Source organism: Streptomyces sp. TAA486, from assembly GCF_000426165.1.
Genome location: NZ_AUEV01000003.1, coordinates 463,473 through 479,154, shown reverse-complemented (window position 1 = coordinate 479,154; position 15,682 = coordinate 463,473). Strand labels below are relative to the sequence as shown.

13 protein-coding genes are annotated in these 15,682 nt (G+C 71.4%); 10 read left to right on the top strand and 3 right to left on the bottom strand.

Annotated features, from left to right (window positions below; genetic code table 11):
* Positions 1–170: 170 nt before the first annotated feature.
* The 4 genes from I004_RS0108825 to I004_RS0108810 all read left to right on the top strand — a co-directional run bounded on the left by I004_RS0108825 (position 171) and on the right by I004_RS0108810 (position 4,588).
* Positions 171–1,679 carry a TQXA domain-containing protein gene (locus I004_RS0108825; RefSeq protein WP_486579864.1) on the top strand — a complete coding sequence of 503 codons (1,509 nt, stop codon included), beginning with the start codon at positions 171–173 and terminating at the stop codon, positions 1,677–1,679.
* 150 nt (positions 1,680–1,829) lie between these two features.
* A complete protein-coding gene (gene ettA / locus I004_RS0108820; RefSeq protein WP_028435171.1) occupies positions 1,830–3,494 on the top strand; it encodes an energy-dependent translational throttle protein EttA in 1,665 nt (554 codons plus the stop codon).
* A gap of 19 nt (positions 3,495–3,513) precedes the next feature.
* Positions 3,514–3,957 (top strand): thioesterase family protein, encoded by a 444-nt coding sequence (locus tag I004_RS0108815; RefSeq protein WP_028435170.1) that lies wholly within the window; start codon positions 3,514–3,516, stop codon positions 3,955–3,957.
* Positions 3,926–4,588, top strand: a complete 663-nt coding sequence (locus I004_RS0108810; protein ID WP_037975405.1) for a DUF8185 domain-containing protein — start codon at positions 3,926–3,928, stop codon at positions 4,586–4,588. The genes I004_RS0108815 and I004_RS0108810 overlap by 32 nt, the downstream gene beginning before the upstream one ends.
* A 61-nt stretch (positions 4,589–4,649) precedes the next feature.
* Here I004_RS0108810 and I004_RS0108805 read toward each other — a convergent pair whose 3' ends face one another.
* The 3 genes from I004_RS0108805 to I004_RS0108795 all read right to left on the bottom strand — a co-directional run bounded on the left by I004_RS0108805 (position 4,650) and on the right by I004_RS0108795 (position 7,035).
* The gene (locus I004_RS0108805) at positions 4,650–5,063 is read right to left on the bottom strand and encodes a globin (RefSeq protein WP_199779354.1); all 414 of its coding nucleotides are present in this window, start codon (positions 5,061–5,063) and stop codon (positions 4,650–4,652) included.
* Positions 5,064–5,230: 167 nt separating this feature from the next.
* Positions 5,231–6,310 (bottom strand): ABC transporter permease, encoded by a 1,080-nt coding sequence (locus I004_RS0108800; RefSeq protein WP_028435167.1) that lies wholly within the window; start codon positions 6,308–6,310, stop codon positions 5,231–5,233.
* Positions 6,307–7,035 carry an ABC transporter ATP-binding protein gene (locus I004_RS0108795; protein ID WP_028435166.1) on the bottom strand — a complete coding sequence of 243 codons (729 nt, stop codon included), beginning with the start codon at positions 7,033–7,035 and terminating at the stop codon, positions 6,307–6,309. The genes I004_RS0108800 and I004_RS0108795 overlap by 4 nt, the downstream gene beginning before the upstream one ends.
* Before the next feature lie 71 nt (positions 7,036–7,106).
* Between I004_RS0108795 and I004_RS33040 the strand changes: the two genes are divergently transcribed.
* The 6 genes from I004_RS33040 to I004_RS0108765 all read left to right on the top strand — a co-directional run bounded on the left by I004_RS33040 (position 7,107) and on the right by I004_RS0108765 (position 15,662).
* Positions 7,107–8,063 (top strand): methyltransferase domain-containing protein, encoded by a 957-nt coding sequence (locus I004_RS33040; protein WP_051344852.1) that lies wholly within the window; start codon positions 7,107–7,109, stop codon positions 8,061–8,063.
* A 190-nt stretch (positions 8,064–8,253) separates the two neighbouring features.
* On the top strand, positions 8,254–8,988 hold the full coding sequence (locus tag I004_RS0108785; RefSeq protein ID WP_028435165.1) for a TSUP family transporter: 735 nt from the start codon (positions 8,254–8,256) through the stop codon (positions 8,986–8,988).
* A gap of 494 nt (positions 8,989–9,482) precedes the next feature.
* Entirely contained in the window at positions 9,483–10,808 is a 1,326-nt protein-coding gene (locus I004_RS0108780) for a hypothetical protein (protein ID WP_078510947.1), read from the top strand.
* Between the two features lie 151 nt (positions 10,809–10,959).
* A complete protein-coding gene (locus I004_RS33035) occupies positions 10,960–12,471 on the top strand; it encodes a protein phosphatase 2C domain-containing protein (RefSeq protein WP_486579863.1) in 1,512 nt (503 codons plus the stop codon).
* Between the two features lie 216 nt (positions 12,472–12,687).
* Positions 12,688–14,022 carry a VWA domain-containing protein gene (locus I004_RS0108770; RefSeq protein ID WP_028435162.1) on the top strand — a complete coding sequence of 445 codons (1,335 nt, stop codon included), beginning with the start codon at positions 12,688–12,690 and terminating at the stop codon, positions 14,020–14,022.
* A gap of 62 nt (positions 14,023–14,084) precedes the next feature.
* Positions 14,085–15,662 (top strand): FHA domain-containing protein, encoded by a 1,578-nt coding sequence (locus I004_RS0108765; RefSeq protein ID WP_028435161.1) that lies wholly within the window; start codon positions 14,085–14,087, stop codon positions 15,660–15,662.
* Positions 15,663–15,682: the final 20 nt, after the last annotated feature.

Here is a 15,682-nt window from a genome sequence, read left to right as displayed (position 1 = left end):
CGGAACGCTTGAACGACCCGATCGACGGGGACCGGCGGGCGTCTGCCTCCCTACGATCCCCCTGTGGCTGACGGGGATTCAGTGCTTGCGGCGGGACAGCACGACCCGACCATCCGGTCACCGCGGTGATCGCTCAACTGTCGTGCCTGTGCCGCCCGGAGGGGAATTTCATGAGGTTCGTGCGCGGAGCCGTGACCGTCATGGGCGGGCACGTGGCCGCACGCGCGGCGCGACGTCTTGCCGCCGCACTGTTCGCCGCCCTTCTGCTCGCCGCGGGCGTGACCGCCACGGCCGCTCCGGCCGCCGCGGCGACCGGTGACGAGCCGTCACGGCAGAGTGGTGCCACAGCCACTCTGGAAGGGCTGAAGACCTACGGCCAGGCAGTCGTCCACGAGGACGGCGAGGAGCTGACCACCGGCGCCGGCCTCTTCGAAATGGCGGTCGACGGAGGCGGCAGGCTCCAGACGTACGGCCTCGACGTGGACAACCCCACGCAGCAGCACGCGCGTTACGGCGAGACGGACTGGGGCCGTACGTCGCTGTACGACAACCCCGACGCCGGCAAGATCCTCTGGATACTCAGGCACTCCTACCCACAGGTGGACGATCTCCGTGCGCTCGCGAAGTCGTCCCACGCGGGGAAGCTCTCGCCGCAGACCGCGGCCGCGGGCACGCAGGTGGCCATATGGCGATTCACGGACGGCCGGGCGGAGGGCCCCGGTGAGGGCGGCGGTGTCAGCATCGACGCGGTCGATCCCGCCGCGGAGAAGCTGGCCGATCATCTGGAGCGGTCGGCCCGGCGGATGACGGAGCCCAAGGCGTCACTGACGGTCGGTCCCGAGACCCTCGCCCGGAGGAGCGGCAGCCGGCTCGGCCCCTTCACGCTGCGTACCGGAGCGCCCGACGCCGCCGTGTCGCAGACGCCGGGCTCCGCCGTGCCGGGAGCGCGGATCGTGGGCCGCGACGGCAAGCCGGTGACGTCGGTACGGGACGGCGCACAGCTGTACCTGGACGTGCCGGAGGAGCGGCGCAGCGGTGAGGGCTCCCTGACGGTGCAGGCCGCGACGAAGGTGCCGGTCGGGCGCGCGTTCACGGGAGTGGGGGGTCATGCGGCGAGCCAGGCACAGATCCTCGCCGGGTCCAGCCGGTCGATGGTCTCCGCGAACGCGGCGGTCAAGTGGTCGAAGGGCGGAGCCATATCGGCCGTGAAGGCGGAGGAGAGCTGCGCCAAGGAGGGGGTGACCTTCACCGTCGCCAATGCCGGTGACCGCCCCTTCCGGTTCAGGCTCGCCGGCCTCGAGCACGCGGTGGCGGAGAGGAGCTCCCGGACGTTCACGGTGCCGGTGGGCGAGGACCAGGCGTACCGGATCCCGCTCGCGGGGCGGCACGGCGCGGCAAGGTCCTTCACGGGCGTGCTGGACTGCGCCACCAAGAGCTCGGTGCCCGTCACGGCGACCGGAACGAACGCCGATGCCGAGGGTGAGTCGCAGCTGCGGACGGCCACCGTGGGCGGCGGGAGCGGGTCCGGCAGCCCCCAGAGCGGCGACCTCGCCGAGACCGGGACGAACAGCACAGAGTGGATAGCCGGCACGGCGGTCGGCCTCGTGGCGCTCGGTGCGATGGCCGTGCTCGCGGTACGCAGGAAGAATCCGGACGACGGCGGCGTTCACGAAGCGTGAGGCGGCGCCACCCACCACGGCGCCGGGCGCTCGGGCCGCCGGGCCATCCGCCCCGTTTCGGGGTAGGGGCCCTTGTGCGGCAAGATGGGTGCCGTATGCCCATGCGGCGCAGCCGCGCACCGAAACCTACTGACTGCCGGACGGTTCCTCTTGGCTGAGTACATCTACACCCTTCGCAAGGCGCGCAAGGCGCACGGAGACAAGGTGATCCTCGACGACGTCACCTTGAGCTTCCTGCCCGGCGCGAAGATCGGTGTCGTGGGACCGAACGGTGCCGGCAAGTCGACGGTGCTGCACATCATGGCCGGGCTCGACCAGCCCTCGAACGGTGACGCGCAGCTCGCTCCCGGCTACACCGTGGGCATCCTGCTGCAGGAGCCGCCGCTGGACGAGTCGAAGACCGTCCTGGAGAACGTCGAGGCCGGAGTCGCGGACACCAAGGGCAAGCTCGACCGGTTCAACGAGATCGCCGAGCAGATGGCGACCGAGTACACCGACGAGCTGATGGAGGAGATGGGCAAGCTGCAGGAGCAGCTCGACCACTCCAACGCCTGGGACCTGGAGTCCCAGCTCGAGCAGGCCATGGACGCCCTGGGCTGCCCGCCCGGCGACTGGCCCGTCACCAATCTCTCCGGCGGTGAGAAGCGCCGCGTCGCGCTGTGCAAGCTCCTGCTGGAGCAGCCCGACCTGCTCCTCCTCGACGAGCCCACCAACCACCTGGACGCCGAGTCCGTCCAGTGGCTGGAGCAGCACCTCGCGCAGTACCCGGGCACCGTCGTCGCCATCACCCACGACCGGTACTTCCTGGACAACGTCGCCGGCTGGATCATGGAGCTCGACCGCGGCCGCGCCATCGGCTACGAGGGCAACTACTCCACGTACCTGGAGAAGAAGCAGTCCCGTCTGAAGGTCGAGGGCCAGAAGGACGCCAAGCGCGCGAAGCGGCTCAAGGACGAGCTGGAATGGGTCCGCTCCAACGCCAAGGGCCGCCAGGCCAAGTCGCGGGCGAGGCTGACCCGTTACGAGGAGATGGCCGCCGAGGCGGAGAAGACCCGGAAGCTGGACTTCGAGGAGATCCAGATCCCGCCGGGGCCGCGCCTGGGCAACGTCGTCGTCGAGGTCGAGCACCTGAGCAAGGGCTTCGGCGACAAGGTCCTCATCGACGACCTCTCCTTCACGCTGCCGCGCAACGGCATCGTCGGCGTGATCGGACCGAACGGCGCCGGTAAGACGACGCTGTTCAAGATGCTCCAGGGCTTCGAGGAGCCGGACTCCGGCGTCATCAAGGTCGGCGACTCCGTCAAGATCTCCTACGTCGACCAGAGCAGGGAGAACATCGACGGGAAGAAGACGCTGTGGGCCGTCGTCTCCGACGAGCTGGACTACATCAACGTGGGCCAGGTCGAGATGCCGTCGCGCGCGTACGTGTCGGCCTTCGGCTTCAAGGGCCCCGACCAGCAGAAGCCCGCGGGCGTGCTCTCCGGCGGTGAGCGCAACCGGCTGAACCTGGCGCTCACGCTCAAGCAGGGCGGCAATCTGCTCCTGCTCGACGAGCCGACCAACGACCTCGACGTCGAGACGCTCTCCTCGCTGGAGAACGCGCTGCTGGACTTCCCCGGCTGCGCCGTGGTCGTCTCCCACGACCGCTGGTTCCTCGACCGCGTCGCCACACACATCCTCGCCTACGAGGGCGAGTCCAAGTGGTTCTGGTTCGAGGGCAACTTCGAGGCCTACGAGAAGAACAAGATCGAGCGGCTGGGCCCGGATGCCGCGCGCCCGCACCGCGCCACGTACAAGAAGCTCACCCGCGGCTGAGGCAGGCTGATCGGTTCACGTGCGTCACACATACCAGTGCCCCCTGCGCTGGTCGGACATGGATGCCTACGGGCACGTCAACAACGTCGTCCACCTCCGCTACCTGGAGGAGGCGCGGATCGACTTCATGTTCCGGCTGGCGGGGGAGGCGGTGGCCACCACGGACGAACCGGCGCCGTTCAAGACCGGATGCGTGGTGGCACGGCACGAGATCGACTACCTGAGGCCCCTCTTCCACCGGTACGAGCCGGTCACGGTCGAGACCTGGGTGACGAAGCTGAACGCGGCCTCGGCCACGATCGCCTACGAGATCAAGGACGCGGGGACGGTGTACGTGCGGGCCGAGACCGTCCTCGTCCCCTACGACCTGGAGAAGGAGCACCCGCGCCGGCTCAGCGCCGGTGAACGGGCGTTCCTGGAGGGCTATTTCGATGACAGCGCGGCCGCGCCTCGTATTCGCTGACCCGGGAGAGGCGGCGGGGCTCGATGCCTTTCTGCAGCGGCTGCTGCGCTGGGAGAAGGCCGCGGCCGTGCGTATCCAGGCCGGGAGCGGCGTCGTCGGCGTCTTCGCCAAGCCGGCACGCTTCGAGGTGGTCGCGGTGCGGACGGCCCGGCTGCTGGAGCCCGCGGAGGTCGACGTCACCGTCTCGGCCGGAGAACTCCTCGAGGGCATCGACGAGTCGGCCGAGGCCTTCACGGTGCCCGCGGCGGTGACGGGTCCGCCGTGGGCGGGCGTCCTGCCGCCGCGCGGAGGCTGGGAGGCCTTCGGCGAGGTGCCCGCGGACGCGGTACGGGCGGTCGCCGCAGCGGCCGTGGGCGAATTCCGCGAGCGTGCCGAGAAGCTGGGCCGCCAGGAGCGCACCCGCGAGAAGCTTGACGCCCTCGCCGAGGAGATCTGGTCCCGGCCGCTGGGCAGGACCCAACTGCCGCTGCGCGCCGCGCACGCCGCACACGCGCTGGGTTTCCTCACGGGCGAGGGGCCCCTCAAGCTTCTCCGGACCGGCTCATGGCTGCGGCTTCGCACGCCTGGCGGTTCGGTGGTCGTACGGAGCGGCAGCGAGAAGGCACCGGGGCTGAGCGTCACCCCCGTCTGAACCGGCCCCGTCGCTTGGACACTTCCGTGTCCGTCGACGGGTCCGCCGGTGAACCGGGCGCTCAGTCAGGGGAGTTGACCATGGAGCCGGCCGCGTACACGAGGTAGTCCCACAGCTGGCGTTCGTGCTCGGGCGCGAGTCCGAGGCTGTCGACGGCGTCCCGCATGTGCTTCAGCCACGCGTCATGGGCGGCACGGTCGACCTTGAACGGCACGTGCCGCATGCGCAGCCTCGGGTGTCCCCGCTCGTCGCTGTAGGTACGCGGGCCGCCCCAGTACTGGATGAGGAAGAGCGTCAGCCGCTCCTCGGCGGGGCCGAGGTCCTCCTCCGGGTACATGGGCCGCAGCAGCGGGTCCTCGGCGACACCCTGGTAGAAGCGGTGCACGAGCCGCCGGAAGGTCTCCTCGCCTCCGACCTGCTCGTAGAAGGTCTGCGTCTGCAAGCTGCCGCGCGGAATCTCCATCACGTCCCCCATGGTCGCAGATGGCTCCGCGAGGTCGTCGGGCGTCGTCGAGGCCTCCCCCGGTCCCGGCGGGACCGGGCTCCTTCCGGGCCAGGAGCCTGCGAGCTACGTCGGTCGCCGGTCCATCCTGCCCGCAGCCCCCGTCCCCGCCCATGGGCAGGGACGGGACCGGAGGGGCGCTACGCGTCGTCCCAGCGGAAGAGCCTGGAGGCGATCAGGGTGACCACGGCTGCGAACAGCAGCATTCCGCCCATCACCGGCAGCGCCGCGCCCCAGGACTCACCCCTGCTCAGCACGGCCTGCATCGCCTCCGCGAGGTGGGTCAGCGGCAGGAAGTCGGAGACGGTGCGCACCCAGGCGGGCGCGATCTCCAGCGGGAAGAACGATCCCGACAGGAAGGCCATGGGCAGGACGATGATCTGCGCGAGACCGTTCGCGGCCTCTTCCGTCTTCGCCCACGAGCCTATGAGCAGGCCGAGCGACATGAACGCCAGAGTGCCGCAGGCGACCAGCGGCAGGCACAGCCACCAGTTCCCGGACAGCTTCAGCCCGTAGAGGGGGAGTGTGGCCAGGCCGATGAAGATGGCGGTCTGCGCGAACGCCAGCACGAGGTTCACACCGACACGTGCGCCGATCACCGACCCCGGGCCCACGGGCGCCAGCCACAGCCGACGAAGGATCCGCTTCTTGCGCCAGCTGACGAGGTTGAGCGCGGACCCGAAGACCCCGCCCATCGCCACGGCCCAGCTGAGCAGCCCCGGGGTGAGGAACTGTATGGGCTTGACCGACTCGTCCTCAACGCGCTGCGTCGTCAGGCGGTACGCGGGGGGCTTCCCCGTCGCTGCCTGGTTGGCCTGCTGGACGACGGAGTCGACGACGCCTCGCACGTTGCCGGCGCGTACCGAGTCGGCGGCCGAGTAGCGCAGCGTGACCTCGCCCTTGCCGCCCTGGAAGACGGCGGCGTCGGTGTCTCCCTCGCGCACCTTCTTCAGCGCCGCGGCGTGTGCGTCCGCCGAGCCGTCCGTCTTCTCGATGCTCAACACGCCCCGCAGTTCCGCGCGTTGCTGGTCCGGGATGTCATCGAGGATCTTGACGTCGCCGACCTGGACGATCTTCGCCTCGGCCGTGGAGTCGTTGTTGAACAGGGCGCCGAACAGCGCCAGGAACATCAGCGGGAAGACGAGCATGAAGAGGACGGCGGCCCGGTCCCGCAGCAGCCCGAGCGCCATGGCCTTCGAGAGGCTGACGAAGCTCTTCATTCCCGGTACTCCCTCCCCGTGAGCTGGAGGAAGACGTCCTCCAGCGACCGCACGCCCAGCTCCTCCACCAGCTGCGCGGGAGCGCCCACCCGCAGGATCCGGCCGTTGTCCATCACGGCCACGCGGTCGCACAGTTGCTCGGCCTCGTCCATGTAGTGCGTCGTCAGCACCACGGTGCGGCCCTCGGAATTGATCGTGCGGAGGAGATCCCACAGATTCCGCCGGGCCTGAGGGTCGAGTCCGGTGGTGGGTTCGTCGAGAAAGACCAGCTCCGGGTCGTGCACGAGCGCGCAGGCTATGGACAGACGCTGCGCCTGGCCGCCCGAGAGCTTGTTCTCGCGTGTGGCGCGCTTGTCGGTCAGCCCGACGGTCTCGAGCATCTCGTCCGCGCGTGCCCCGGGCACGCCGTAGAGGGAGGCGAAGGTGTGTATCTGCTCGCGTGCGCTGAGCCGTTCGAAGAACGCCGACGCCTGCAACTGCACGCCTATCCGGCGTAGCAGTTCCGGCTTGCGGGGCCATGACGCCTCTCCCAGCAGCCGGGCAGTGCCCCCGTCCGGCTCCCGCAGCCCTTCGATGATCTCCAGAGTCGTGGTCTTGCCCGCCCCGTTCGGCCCGAGGATGCCGTAGAACTCACCCCGCTCCACCTCGAAGGAGACGCCGTCGACGGCCTGGGTCTCCCCGTAGCGCTTGCGCAGCCCCTCGGCCGTGATCGCTTTCGATGTCATGGCGGGAGGCTAGCGGCGGAACGTCACCTTCAGGCCTCGCGCGTACGGCTTCCACGCAGCACAGTGGAGGCATGCCAGCTGCTTCGGATCTTGTGCGGCAGATCGTCGCCGGCGGATCGCTCGCCGATCCCGCGTGGCAGGCGGCCTTCGCGGAGGTGCCGCGCGAGCTGTTCGTGCCGTACTACTACGTGACCGTCTCCGGTGGGGGCCAGGAGCGGCTGTGGCGGGACGACCCCGATCCCGAGCGCCGCGAGCGCTGGCTCGCGGGCGTGTACGACGACCTGCCGCTGGCCACGCGGGTGCGCGACGGCGAGTTGATCTCCTCCAGCAGCCAGCCCTCGTTGATGGCGCGCATGCTGGAGGCCCTGGATGTGCGGGATGGCATGCGCGTGCTGGAGATCGGCACCGGGCCGGGCTACAACGCGGCTCTCCTCGCGCACCGGCTGGGCGATGAGCGGGTCACCACGGTCGACCTCGAACCGGCCATCACCGGCACCGCCCGGGAGCACCTGGCCGCCGCCGGGTACCGGCCCCGGATCGTCACGGGGGACGGCGCGCTCGGTGTTCCCGCGTACGCCCCCTACGACCGCGTCATCGCCACCTGCGCGCTGCGCGCCGTCCCGCCCGCCTGGCTGGCGCAGAGCGTGCCGGGCGGACTGGTCCTCGCGCCGGTGGGCACCGGACTCGTGTCGCTGCGTGTGGAGGGGCCGCGGGACGGCGAGGGCCGCTTCCTCGCGACGCCTGCGTACTTCGTGCCGCTCCGGGGCGGTGGTGTGCCGGGGGCGGGCGTGCAACCGGTGGCCCCGACACACAGAATCCCTCGGCACGCGCAGCGCCAGGACTCCTTCCACTTCCTCTTCAACCTCACGGGAGGCTCGGTGGAGCCGTACGACGCCTACGAGTTGTGGCGCGAAGCCGGCCGTCCCGAGCGCGAGCGTTACGGCGTGACGGTCAGGGAAGGACTCCAGTGGGCGTGGCTCGACGATCCGGACGGGCCGCACACCTGGCCCCTCGGCAGCGGCAAATGAAGCCTCGGGAATACCTCTCGGGCGCTGGTCAGGACGTGTTCCGGGATGCGGTCGATGCGCTCCGGTGCGGGTCCCCGCGAGCGCGCGCTTCGGGGGTGAGCTTCGACCCTCGGATGTGAACTTCCGCACTCCGGAAGGAAATTCAGGGCTTCGCCCTCCAGCGCCCGACGGCGGCGTCTAGTTTCGGAGGGTGCTCAGCGGCTGGTCCTTCCTCACCCTGCTCGGCGGCGTCGTGCTACTGGGTTCCTCCGTGCAACGGCTGGCCGGCATCGGATTCGGGCTGCTCGCGTCACCCGGTCTGGTGCTGCTCATGGGACCCGTGCAGGGTGTGGCGCTCGTCAACTGCGCGGGCGTCGTCATCGGCATCGCCGGGCTCGCGACGAGCTGGCGGCAGGTGCAGTTGCGGACGATGCTTCCGCTCGTCGCGGCCGCTGCCCTCACGGTGCCGCTGGGGGCATGGCTCGCGTTGCGGCTCCCGGAACCCGTGCTGCTCACCGGGTTCGGCGGACTCGTCACGGCGGCTGTGCTGCTGGTGATGTGCGGTGCGCGCGTCAGGGCCCTGCACGGCAGGGGCGGCGCCGTCGCGGCGGGCGCGGCCAGTGGATTCATGAACTCGGCCGCGGGGACGGGCGGTCCGGCGCTCTCCCTGTACGCCGTCAACGCGGGCTGGACGGCTGTCGAGTTCGTGCCCAACGCCCAGTTCTACGGACTCGTCGTCAACTTCATGTCTGCCGCCGCAAAGGGGCTGCCGCATCTGACCCGCCCGGCATGGCTGCTGGTTGCCGGAACGATGGCGGTGGGCATCGTGCTCGGACATCTGCTCGCGGCCCGTACTCCGGAGAAGGGGGCGCGCCGCATCATCCTGGGGCTCGCGCTCCTCGGCGGAGTCGCAACGGCGGCGAAGGGGTTGTGGCTGCTGGTGTGACGGGAACCGGCGCCGGGCGGGCGGCGTGTTCCCGGGGGACCGACGGGGTCCGCGGGTGACGCCCGGTGCACGGTGGCTGCCGCAGGTCCCGATCCGAACAAGATCCCGGTGGAAACAGTGTGGTTGATGTTTCCCGTGGCCATACTCTGGCGGTGGGCCTCAACCCGTTGCGACAGACACATCGCACAAAGTAGGCGCGGAAGGCGGCCCGGCAACGACCAGGGGGAGGGCGACGAGCCGTGACAGAGCTGTACTCGGGGCCGGCGGGGGGCTCCGGTGTTCGCACTCGTGTGCCCAAGTCCTCACCTTCGCGGTCACAGTCGCCGATGTCGTCACCGATGCCGCTGACGTGGGGCGAGGATGGGTACGGACGACGTGGGCAACTCCCCCCGCCCGGGCGCGGGCAGGGGCGGACCTGAACCAGACCGGCCCGCCCGCCGACCGGTGGCGACCGGACCGAACAGCAGACCACGACAGAAGCAGCGAGGTGATCGATGGGGCCCGCGGGACCCACGGGACCGGTGATGAGCCGGGAGGAGGCCGACCGTGCACTGGAACGGCTCACCGCCGAACACGAGGCGGTCGAGTCGTCGTTGCTGGCGCTGCAGGACCACGCGGGCCGCCGCCTTCTCGAGGGCGCACAGCTCACCGGCACGACCGCCGGGCGCTGGGCGCAGGCCGAGGAGGCCGTCACCCGGCTGTGGAACGTCTTCGACCACTACAGCGGTGCGCTCACCAAGGCACAGGAGATCCGCGAGCGCCGCCGCTGGCCCAGCCGCGAGGACCTCGCCGAACTGACGCAGCTGCTGCGCGGATCCCACACGCTTCCCGGCAGTGTCGTGGGCGGCGCTTCGGGCTCCGGCGGGGGCGGAGGCCCACGGCTGGCGGAGGAGGCGACCCTCAGCACGCTCGTCGAGTGGATGAACAGCTGGTACGCGCAGGCACTCGACGTGGTCGCGGCGGCCGACTCGGTCTGGTCGGCACTGCCCGCCCGCATAGACATGCTCGCGGCCGAACTGCGCCGCGTACGCTCCCTCGCGCACTCCGTCGGCGTGCGCCCGGGGGAGCACCCCTCGGGCGACGACCTTGAACGTACGACGGAGGAACTCACCGCGCTGCGTGCCGAAGTGGTCTCGGACCCGCTCGCCTTCTGGACACGGGCAGGCGGCAGCAGCGCACCCGGCGGCGGCAGGCCCGACACGTCCCGGTACGACCGCGCGGCGCGCGAACTCGAGGACATCCGGCGGGAGATCGACGCCGTCCTCAACGTCCGCCAGGACTCCGAACAGCGGCTGATGCGGCTGCGCGATGTCCTCTCACGCGCCGACCGAACCCTGGCCGAGGCCCGCGAGGCGCGCGGCGAGGTGCTGGCCAAGATCGCGGCTTCCGAGGTCCCTGCGGTGAGCGGCCCCGCGACCGCCCTGCAGGAGGAGCTCACTGCCGCCGCGGAGTACAGGCGCCACTCACAGTGGCACCGGCTCTCACCTCTGCTGGAGAGTCTGGAGCAGCGCGCGGAGGACGAGTTGGACCGCGCACGCGCCCAGCTCGCGGCCGTTACCGCACCGTTGGCAGTACGGGCGGAACTGCGAGGGCGTCTGGATGCGTACAAGGCGAAAGTGGCACAGCAGGGCATGGGGGAGGACCGGATGCTGATCGAGCGCTACGACGTGGCACGGCGAATGCTGTGGAGCGCGCCGTGCGATCTGCGTGCGGCCGAGGACGCGGTGCTTCGCTATCAGTACGCGGCGCAGGACGTTCTCACGGCGCGGCACGGCGGCAGCGCCGGGCCCGCACGAGCGGAAGGGGTGACGGACTCGTGACCGGAGTCCGGGCAAGCGGCACGCCCCTGCCGCGACGACTCATGTGCCGCAGAGGTGTCCGGCTCGCGCAGTCCGGAACCGAGAGGATCGAACCGGCGGAACGGGCGTGCCCCTTCCGCCCCAGGACGTGGGTGTGACCATGCTTGATCAAATGTCCGCGTGTCCGAGCTGCTCCCAGCCGCTGGCGGCGGGGGACCGCTTCTGCGGAGTCTGCGGCGCCGATCTTGCGGCGGGGCGTCCGGGGAACGGGACCGGAGGAGTCCCCGGCGGCTGGGAAGGGTTCACGCCACCGGGAGCGCCCGCGCGTCCCCCGGGCGAACCGGATTTCACGCTGGCGCCCGCGGAGAATCCCGTGCCGGGTGCGCGGCCCGGATATGCGGGGCCGGGTGTACGGGCACGGCTGGATGTGCAGGGTCCGCCCGTTCCGGGACCGGAGGCCGACGGCCCGTCCGTCCAGGGCCCGCCGATGCCGCCGCCGACCGCGCCTGGGCTGCCCGAGTCGTCGACGCACGAGCAGCCGCCGCCCGGGGCTCCGGACGGCCCGATGGTGCCGCCCCCGCCGCCCGCGCCGCCCGTGACGCCGCCCGCGCCGCCCGGGACACCGGCCCCGCCGCCCGTGACACCGGCCCCGCCGTCGGTGCCGCCCGCCGCATCGGCGCCTGATCCGCGCGCCGCCGACCCGCGGCTCACGCGGGACGATTCGCCGCACGACGGGCCTCCACCGCACCCCACGGACCCGGTGGGGATGCCCGTGGCCTCCGGGGCGCGCTGTGTCGCCTGCGGCACCGGAGCCGTGGACGGCGACGGCTACTGCGACCACTGCGGTCACAAACAGCCCCGTGAACGCGACCACATGGAGGGCACGTTGCCGTCCGTGGCGGCCGCCAGCGACCGCGGGCTGCGCCACCACCGCAACGAGGACTTCTTCTCGCTGCACGAGGCGGTGACCCCGTCGGGCGCTCCGGTGACCATCGCCGTCGTCTGCGACGGCGTCTCCTCGGCCACGCGGCCCGACGACGCCTCCGCTGCCGCGGCCGTGACTGCCGGTGCGTCGATGCGCGAATCCCTGCCGCAGGGCACACCCGCGCCGCAGGCCATGCACGACGCCCTCATCGCGGCCTCCGAGGCGGTCACGGCCCTGGCCGCCGAGGGCCCCAACGAGCCCTCCAAGAACGCACCGGCGTGCACGATCGTGGGCGCCGTGACGACCGAGGGCATCCTGACCGTCGGCTGGATCGGGGACAGCCGCGCCTACTGGGTGCCCGAGGCGCACGGCGCACCGCCCGCGCGCCTCACCGAGGACGATTCGTGGGCGGCACAGATGGTCGCGGCCGGTCTGATGACCGAGGGCGAGGCCTACGCGGACCCACGCGCGCACGCCATCACCGGATGGCTCGGTGCGGACGCGTACGAGGTCGAACCGCACACCGCCTCCTACAAACCGGAAGGCGCCGGCGTCGTGATCGTCTGCACCGACGGGCTCTGGAACTACGCCGAGTCCGCGGAGCAGATGGCGGCTGCCGTTCCCGCCGACAGTCGCGCCCGTCCCTTGCACGCCGCGCAGCGCCTCGTCGGGTTCGCGCTCGACGGCGGCGGACACGACAACGCGACCGTGGCCGTCATCCCGTTCCCGGCCCCGTCGGAGGTAGCAGGCCCGGTCTGACCGCCGCAGCAGGCTGCGGCCGCCGAAGGGCTCTGACGGACTTCACGTTCGGCACGGACACCGAGGGCGGGAGAGGGGACTTCCGCCGCAGGCGGGGCGGGCATCCCTGCCGCGCGCCGCCTCCGGGCACCTCGCCGTCCCGTGCCGTCCCACGACAACTCTCATTCGCCACGCTGGGGGCACCCCCGGCCGAAGGCTGGGGGAAGGAGCGGAACCATGACCGATTTCGCCGGGCAGCGCACGCCGCGGTTCTCCGTCGACGTCTACCAGAACGAGTACCTGCCCGAGGGCGGGCAAGAGGTCAACGCGATCATCACGGTCACCGCGGGGGCCGGGGACGAGGCGCGGGGCACGCCCCTGCCGGCCGGTGCGGTCCGCGGCGGCGGCGAGGTCGTGATCATGATCGACTGCTCCGGTTCGATGGAGTATCCGAGCTCGAAGCGGCGCAACGCGCGCGACGCCACCGCCGCCGCGATAGACACGCTCCACGACGGTGTCTCCTTCGCGGTCGTCGCCGGACGGCACACGGCCGAGGAGGTCTACCCCGGAGGAGGCAGGCTGGCCGTCGCCGGTCCGGAGACCCGTGCGGGCGCGCGGAGCGCCCTGCGCGAGCTCCGCGCGGACGGCGGAACCGCCATCGGCACCTGGCTCCAGCTCGCGGACAAGCTGTTCTCCACGCACGACGGCCCCGTACGGCACGCGATCCTCCTCACCGACGGGCGCAACGAGCACGAGGACCCGGAGAGCCTGAAGGCCGTACTCGACGCCTGCGCCGGCCGGTTCACCTGCGACGCGCGCGGTGTCGGCACCGACTGGGAGGTCGAGGAGGTCACGGGGATCGCATCCGCGCTCCTCGGGTCCGCCGACATCGTCGCTCTCCCGGAGAACCTGGCCGCGGACTTCACCGACATGATGGCGAACGCGATGCGCAAGGAAGTCGCGGATGTGGCGCTGCGGCTGTGGACACCTCAGGGCTCGAAGATCAAGTTCATCAAGCAGGTCGCACCCACCGTCGAGGATCTGACGGGCCGCCGCACCGACGCCGGCCAGCACTCCGGTGACTATCCGACCGGCTCGTGGGGCGAGGAGTCCCGCGACTACCACGTGTGCGTCGAGGTGCCGGCGGCCGAGGTGGGGCAGGAGATGCTGGCCGCCCGGGCCGCGCTGACGCTCCCCGCGCAGGACGGCGGACTTCCGCGGACCCTGGCACAGGGCCTGATCCGGGCCGTGTGGACGGACGACCTGGTCGCGACGACCAGCATCAACGCGCAGGTCGCGCACTACACGGGCCAGGTCGAGCTCGCCGACGCGATCAAGGACGGCCTGGAGCGTCGCAAGGCAGGGGACGAAGAGGGCGCAACCGTGCAACTGGGGCGGGCGGTGCAGCTGGCCGACGCTTCCGGCAACGCAGATACTTCGAAGCTGCTTTCGAAGGTGGTGGACGTCATCGATGCCGCGAACGGTACTGTTCGGCTGAAGGCGAAGGTTGCCGACGCCGACGAGATGACGCTGCAGACGCGGTCCACGAAGACGGTCCGTGTGAAGAGGTGACAGAGCCCGCGAGGGCCGTACCGCAGGTACGGAAGCCAGAGCACAAGGGGGAGGCACTCACCATGCCGACTTGCCCGAACGGACACCAGTCGGCGGCCGACGACTGGTGCGAGGTATGCGGTCACCGCATGGCCGAATCGACATCCGCACCCGCCGGTGCGGTACCGCCGTCACCCTCGCCGCCGGTGCCAGGAGGCGGTTACGGCTACCCCGGTCCGTCGGTCGCGCCGGGCGGGCAGGGTGCGCCCGGCGGCGGACCGGTCCCTCCAGGCCCTCCGCCTCAGGGGTATGGCTACCCCGGTCCCCAGACCGGTGGACCCGGCGGTCCGGCTCCCGGTGGCCCCGCTCCGGCCGGTCCCGGCGCTCCGGCTCCTCAGGCCCAGGGTGAGACGTGCCCGCAGTGCGGCAAGCCCCGTGAGGGGCAGGCACCCTTCTGTGACAACTGCCGCTACAACTTCCTGACGAACTCGCCGATGACGTACGTCCCGGCCGATCAGTCGCCGCAGCCGAACGCCTTCTCGCGTCCGGGCGTCCAGAACGACCCCGGTCCGCAGGGGCAGCCCGGTCCGCCTCCGCAGCCGCCGGGTGCGCTGGGCCAGCAGGGCCCGCCTCCGCAGCCGCCGGGTGCGCTGAGCCAGCAGGGCCCGCCTCCGCCTCCTCCGTTCCCGGGTGCTCCGTCCCCGGGAGGACAGCAGCAGTACGACTTCGACAGCTCGAACCGTCCGTCCGAGGTCAATCGGCCCGCGGAGCCGCTGAATCCGGACCAGCCCCCGCAGGGGTTCGGCGGATACCCGGGGCAGGGTCCCGGCCAGGGACCAGGACAGGGCCCGGGTCAGGGTCTGGGTCCCGGTCCGGGAGGCCCCGGTCCCGGCGGTCCGGGCCAGAGCCAGGGACAGGGCGCGCCCATGGCGCCGCCCGCGCCCGGGAGCCCGCAGCAGCCCTCGCCGCCGAGCGGCGACTGGGCGATCTCGCCTCCCGTCGCCCCGCCGCAGGAGCAGCAGCAGCCGCCCGGTCCGCCGCCCTTCCAGGTCCCGGGCCAGGGTCAGGACTTCGGTCAGGGCCAGCCGCCCGGTCCGCCGCCCTTCCAGGGCCCGGGTCAGGGTCAGGACTTCGGTCAGGGTCAGCCGCCCGGTCCGCCGCAGCAGCCCCAGAACCAGCCCCAGAACCAGTTCCAGCAGCAGCCCGGACCGGGCCTGCACGACCAGGGCCAGCAGATGCAGCCGCCCGGACCGTCCGGTTCGTGGGTGGCCGTCATCGCGCCCGACCGTGCGTACTTCGCGGCGATGCTGGACCGCAGCGGTCCCGAGGCGTCGAACCTGAACCTGCCCGCGTACTCGCCCGAGCAGCAACTCCCGCTCAACGGCAACCAGATCACCATCGGCCGCCGGCGCCACTCCACCGGTGAGGCGCCCGACATCGATCTGGCCCGTACACCGGAGGACCCGGGTGTCTCGCACCAGCACGCCGTGCTGGTCCAGCAGCCCGACGGCAGCTGGTCGGTGGTCGATCAGGACTCGACGAACGGCACCACCATCAACGGTGCCGAGGACCCGATCCAGCCGTTCGTCCCGGTCCCCCTCAAGAGCGGCGACCGCGTCCACGTCGGGGCGTGGACGACGATCACGCTTCACCTCACCTGACGGATACGTCCCCGGCCTGT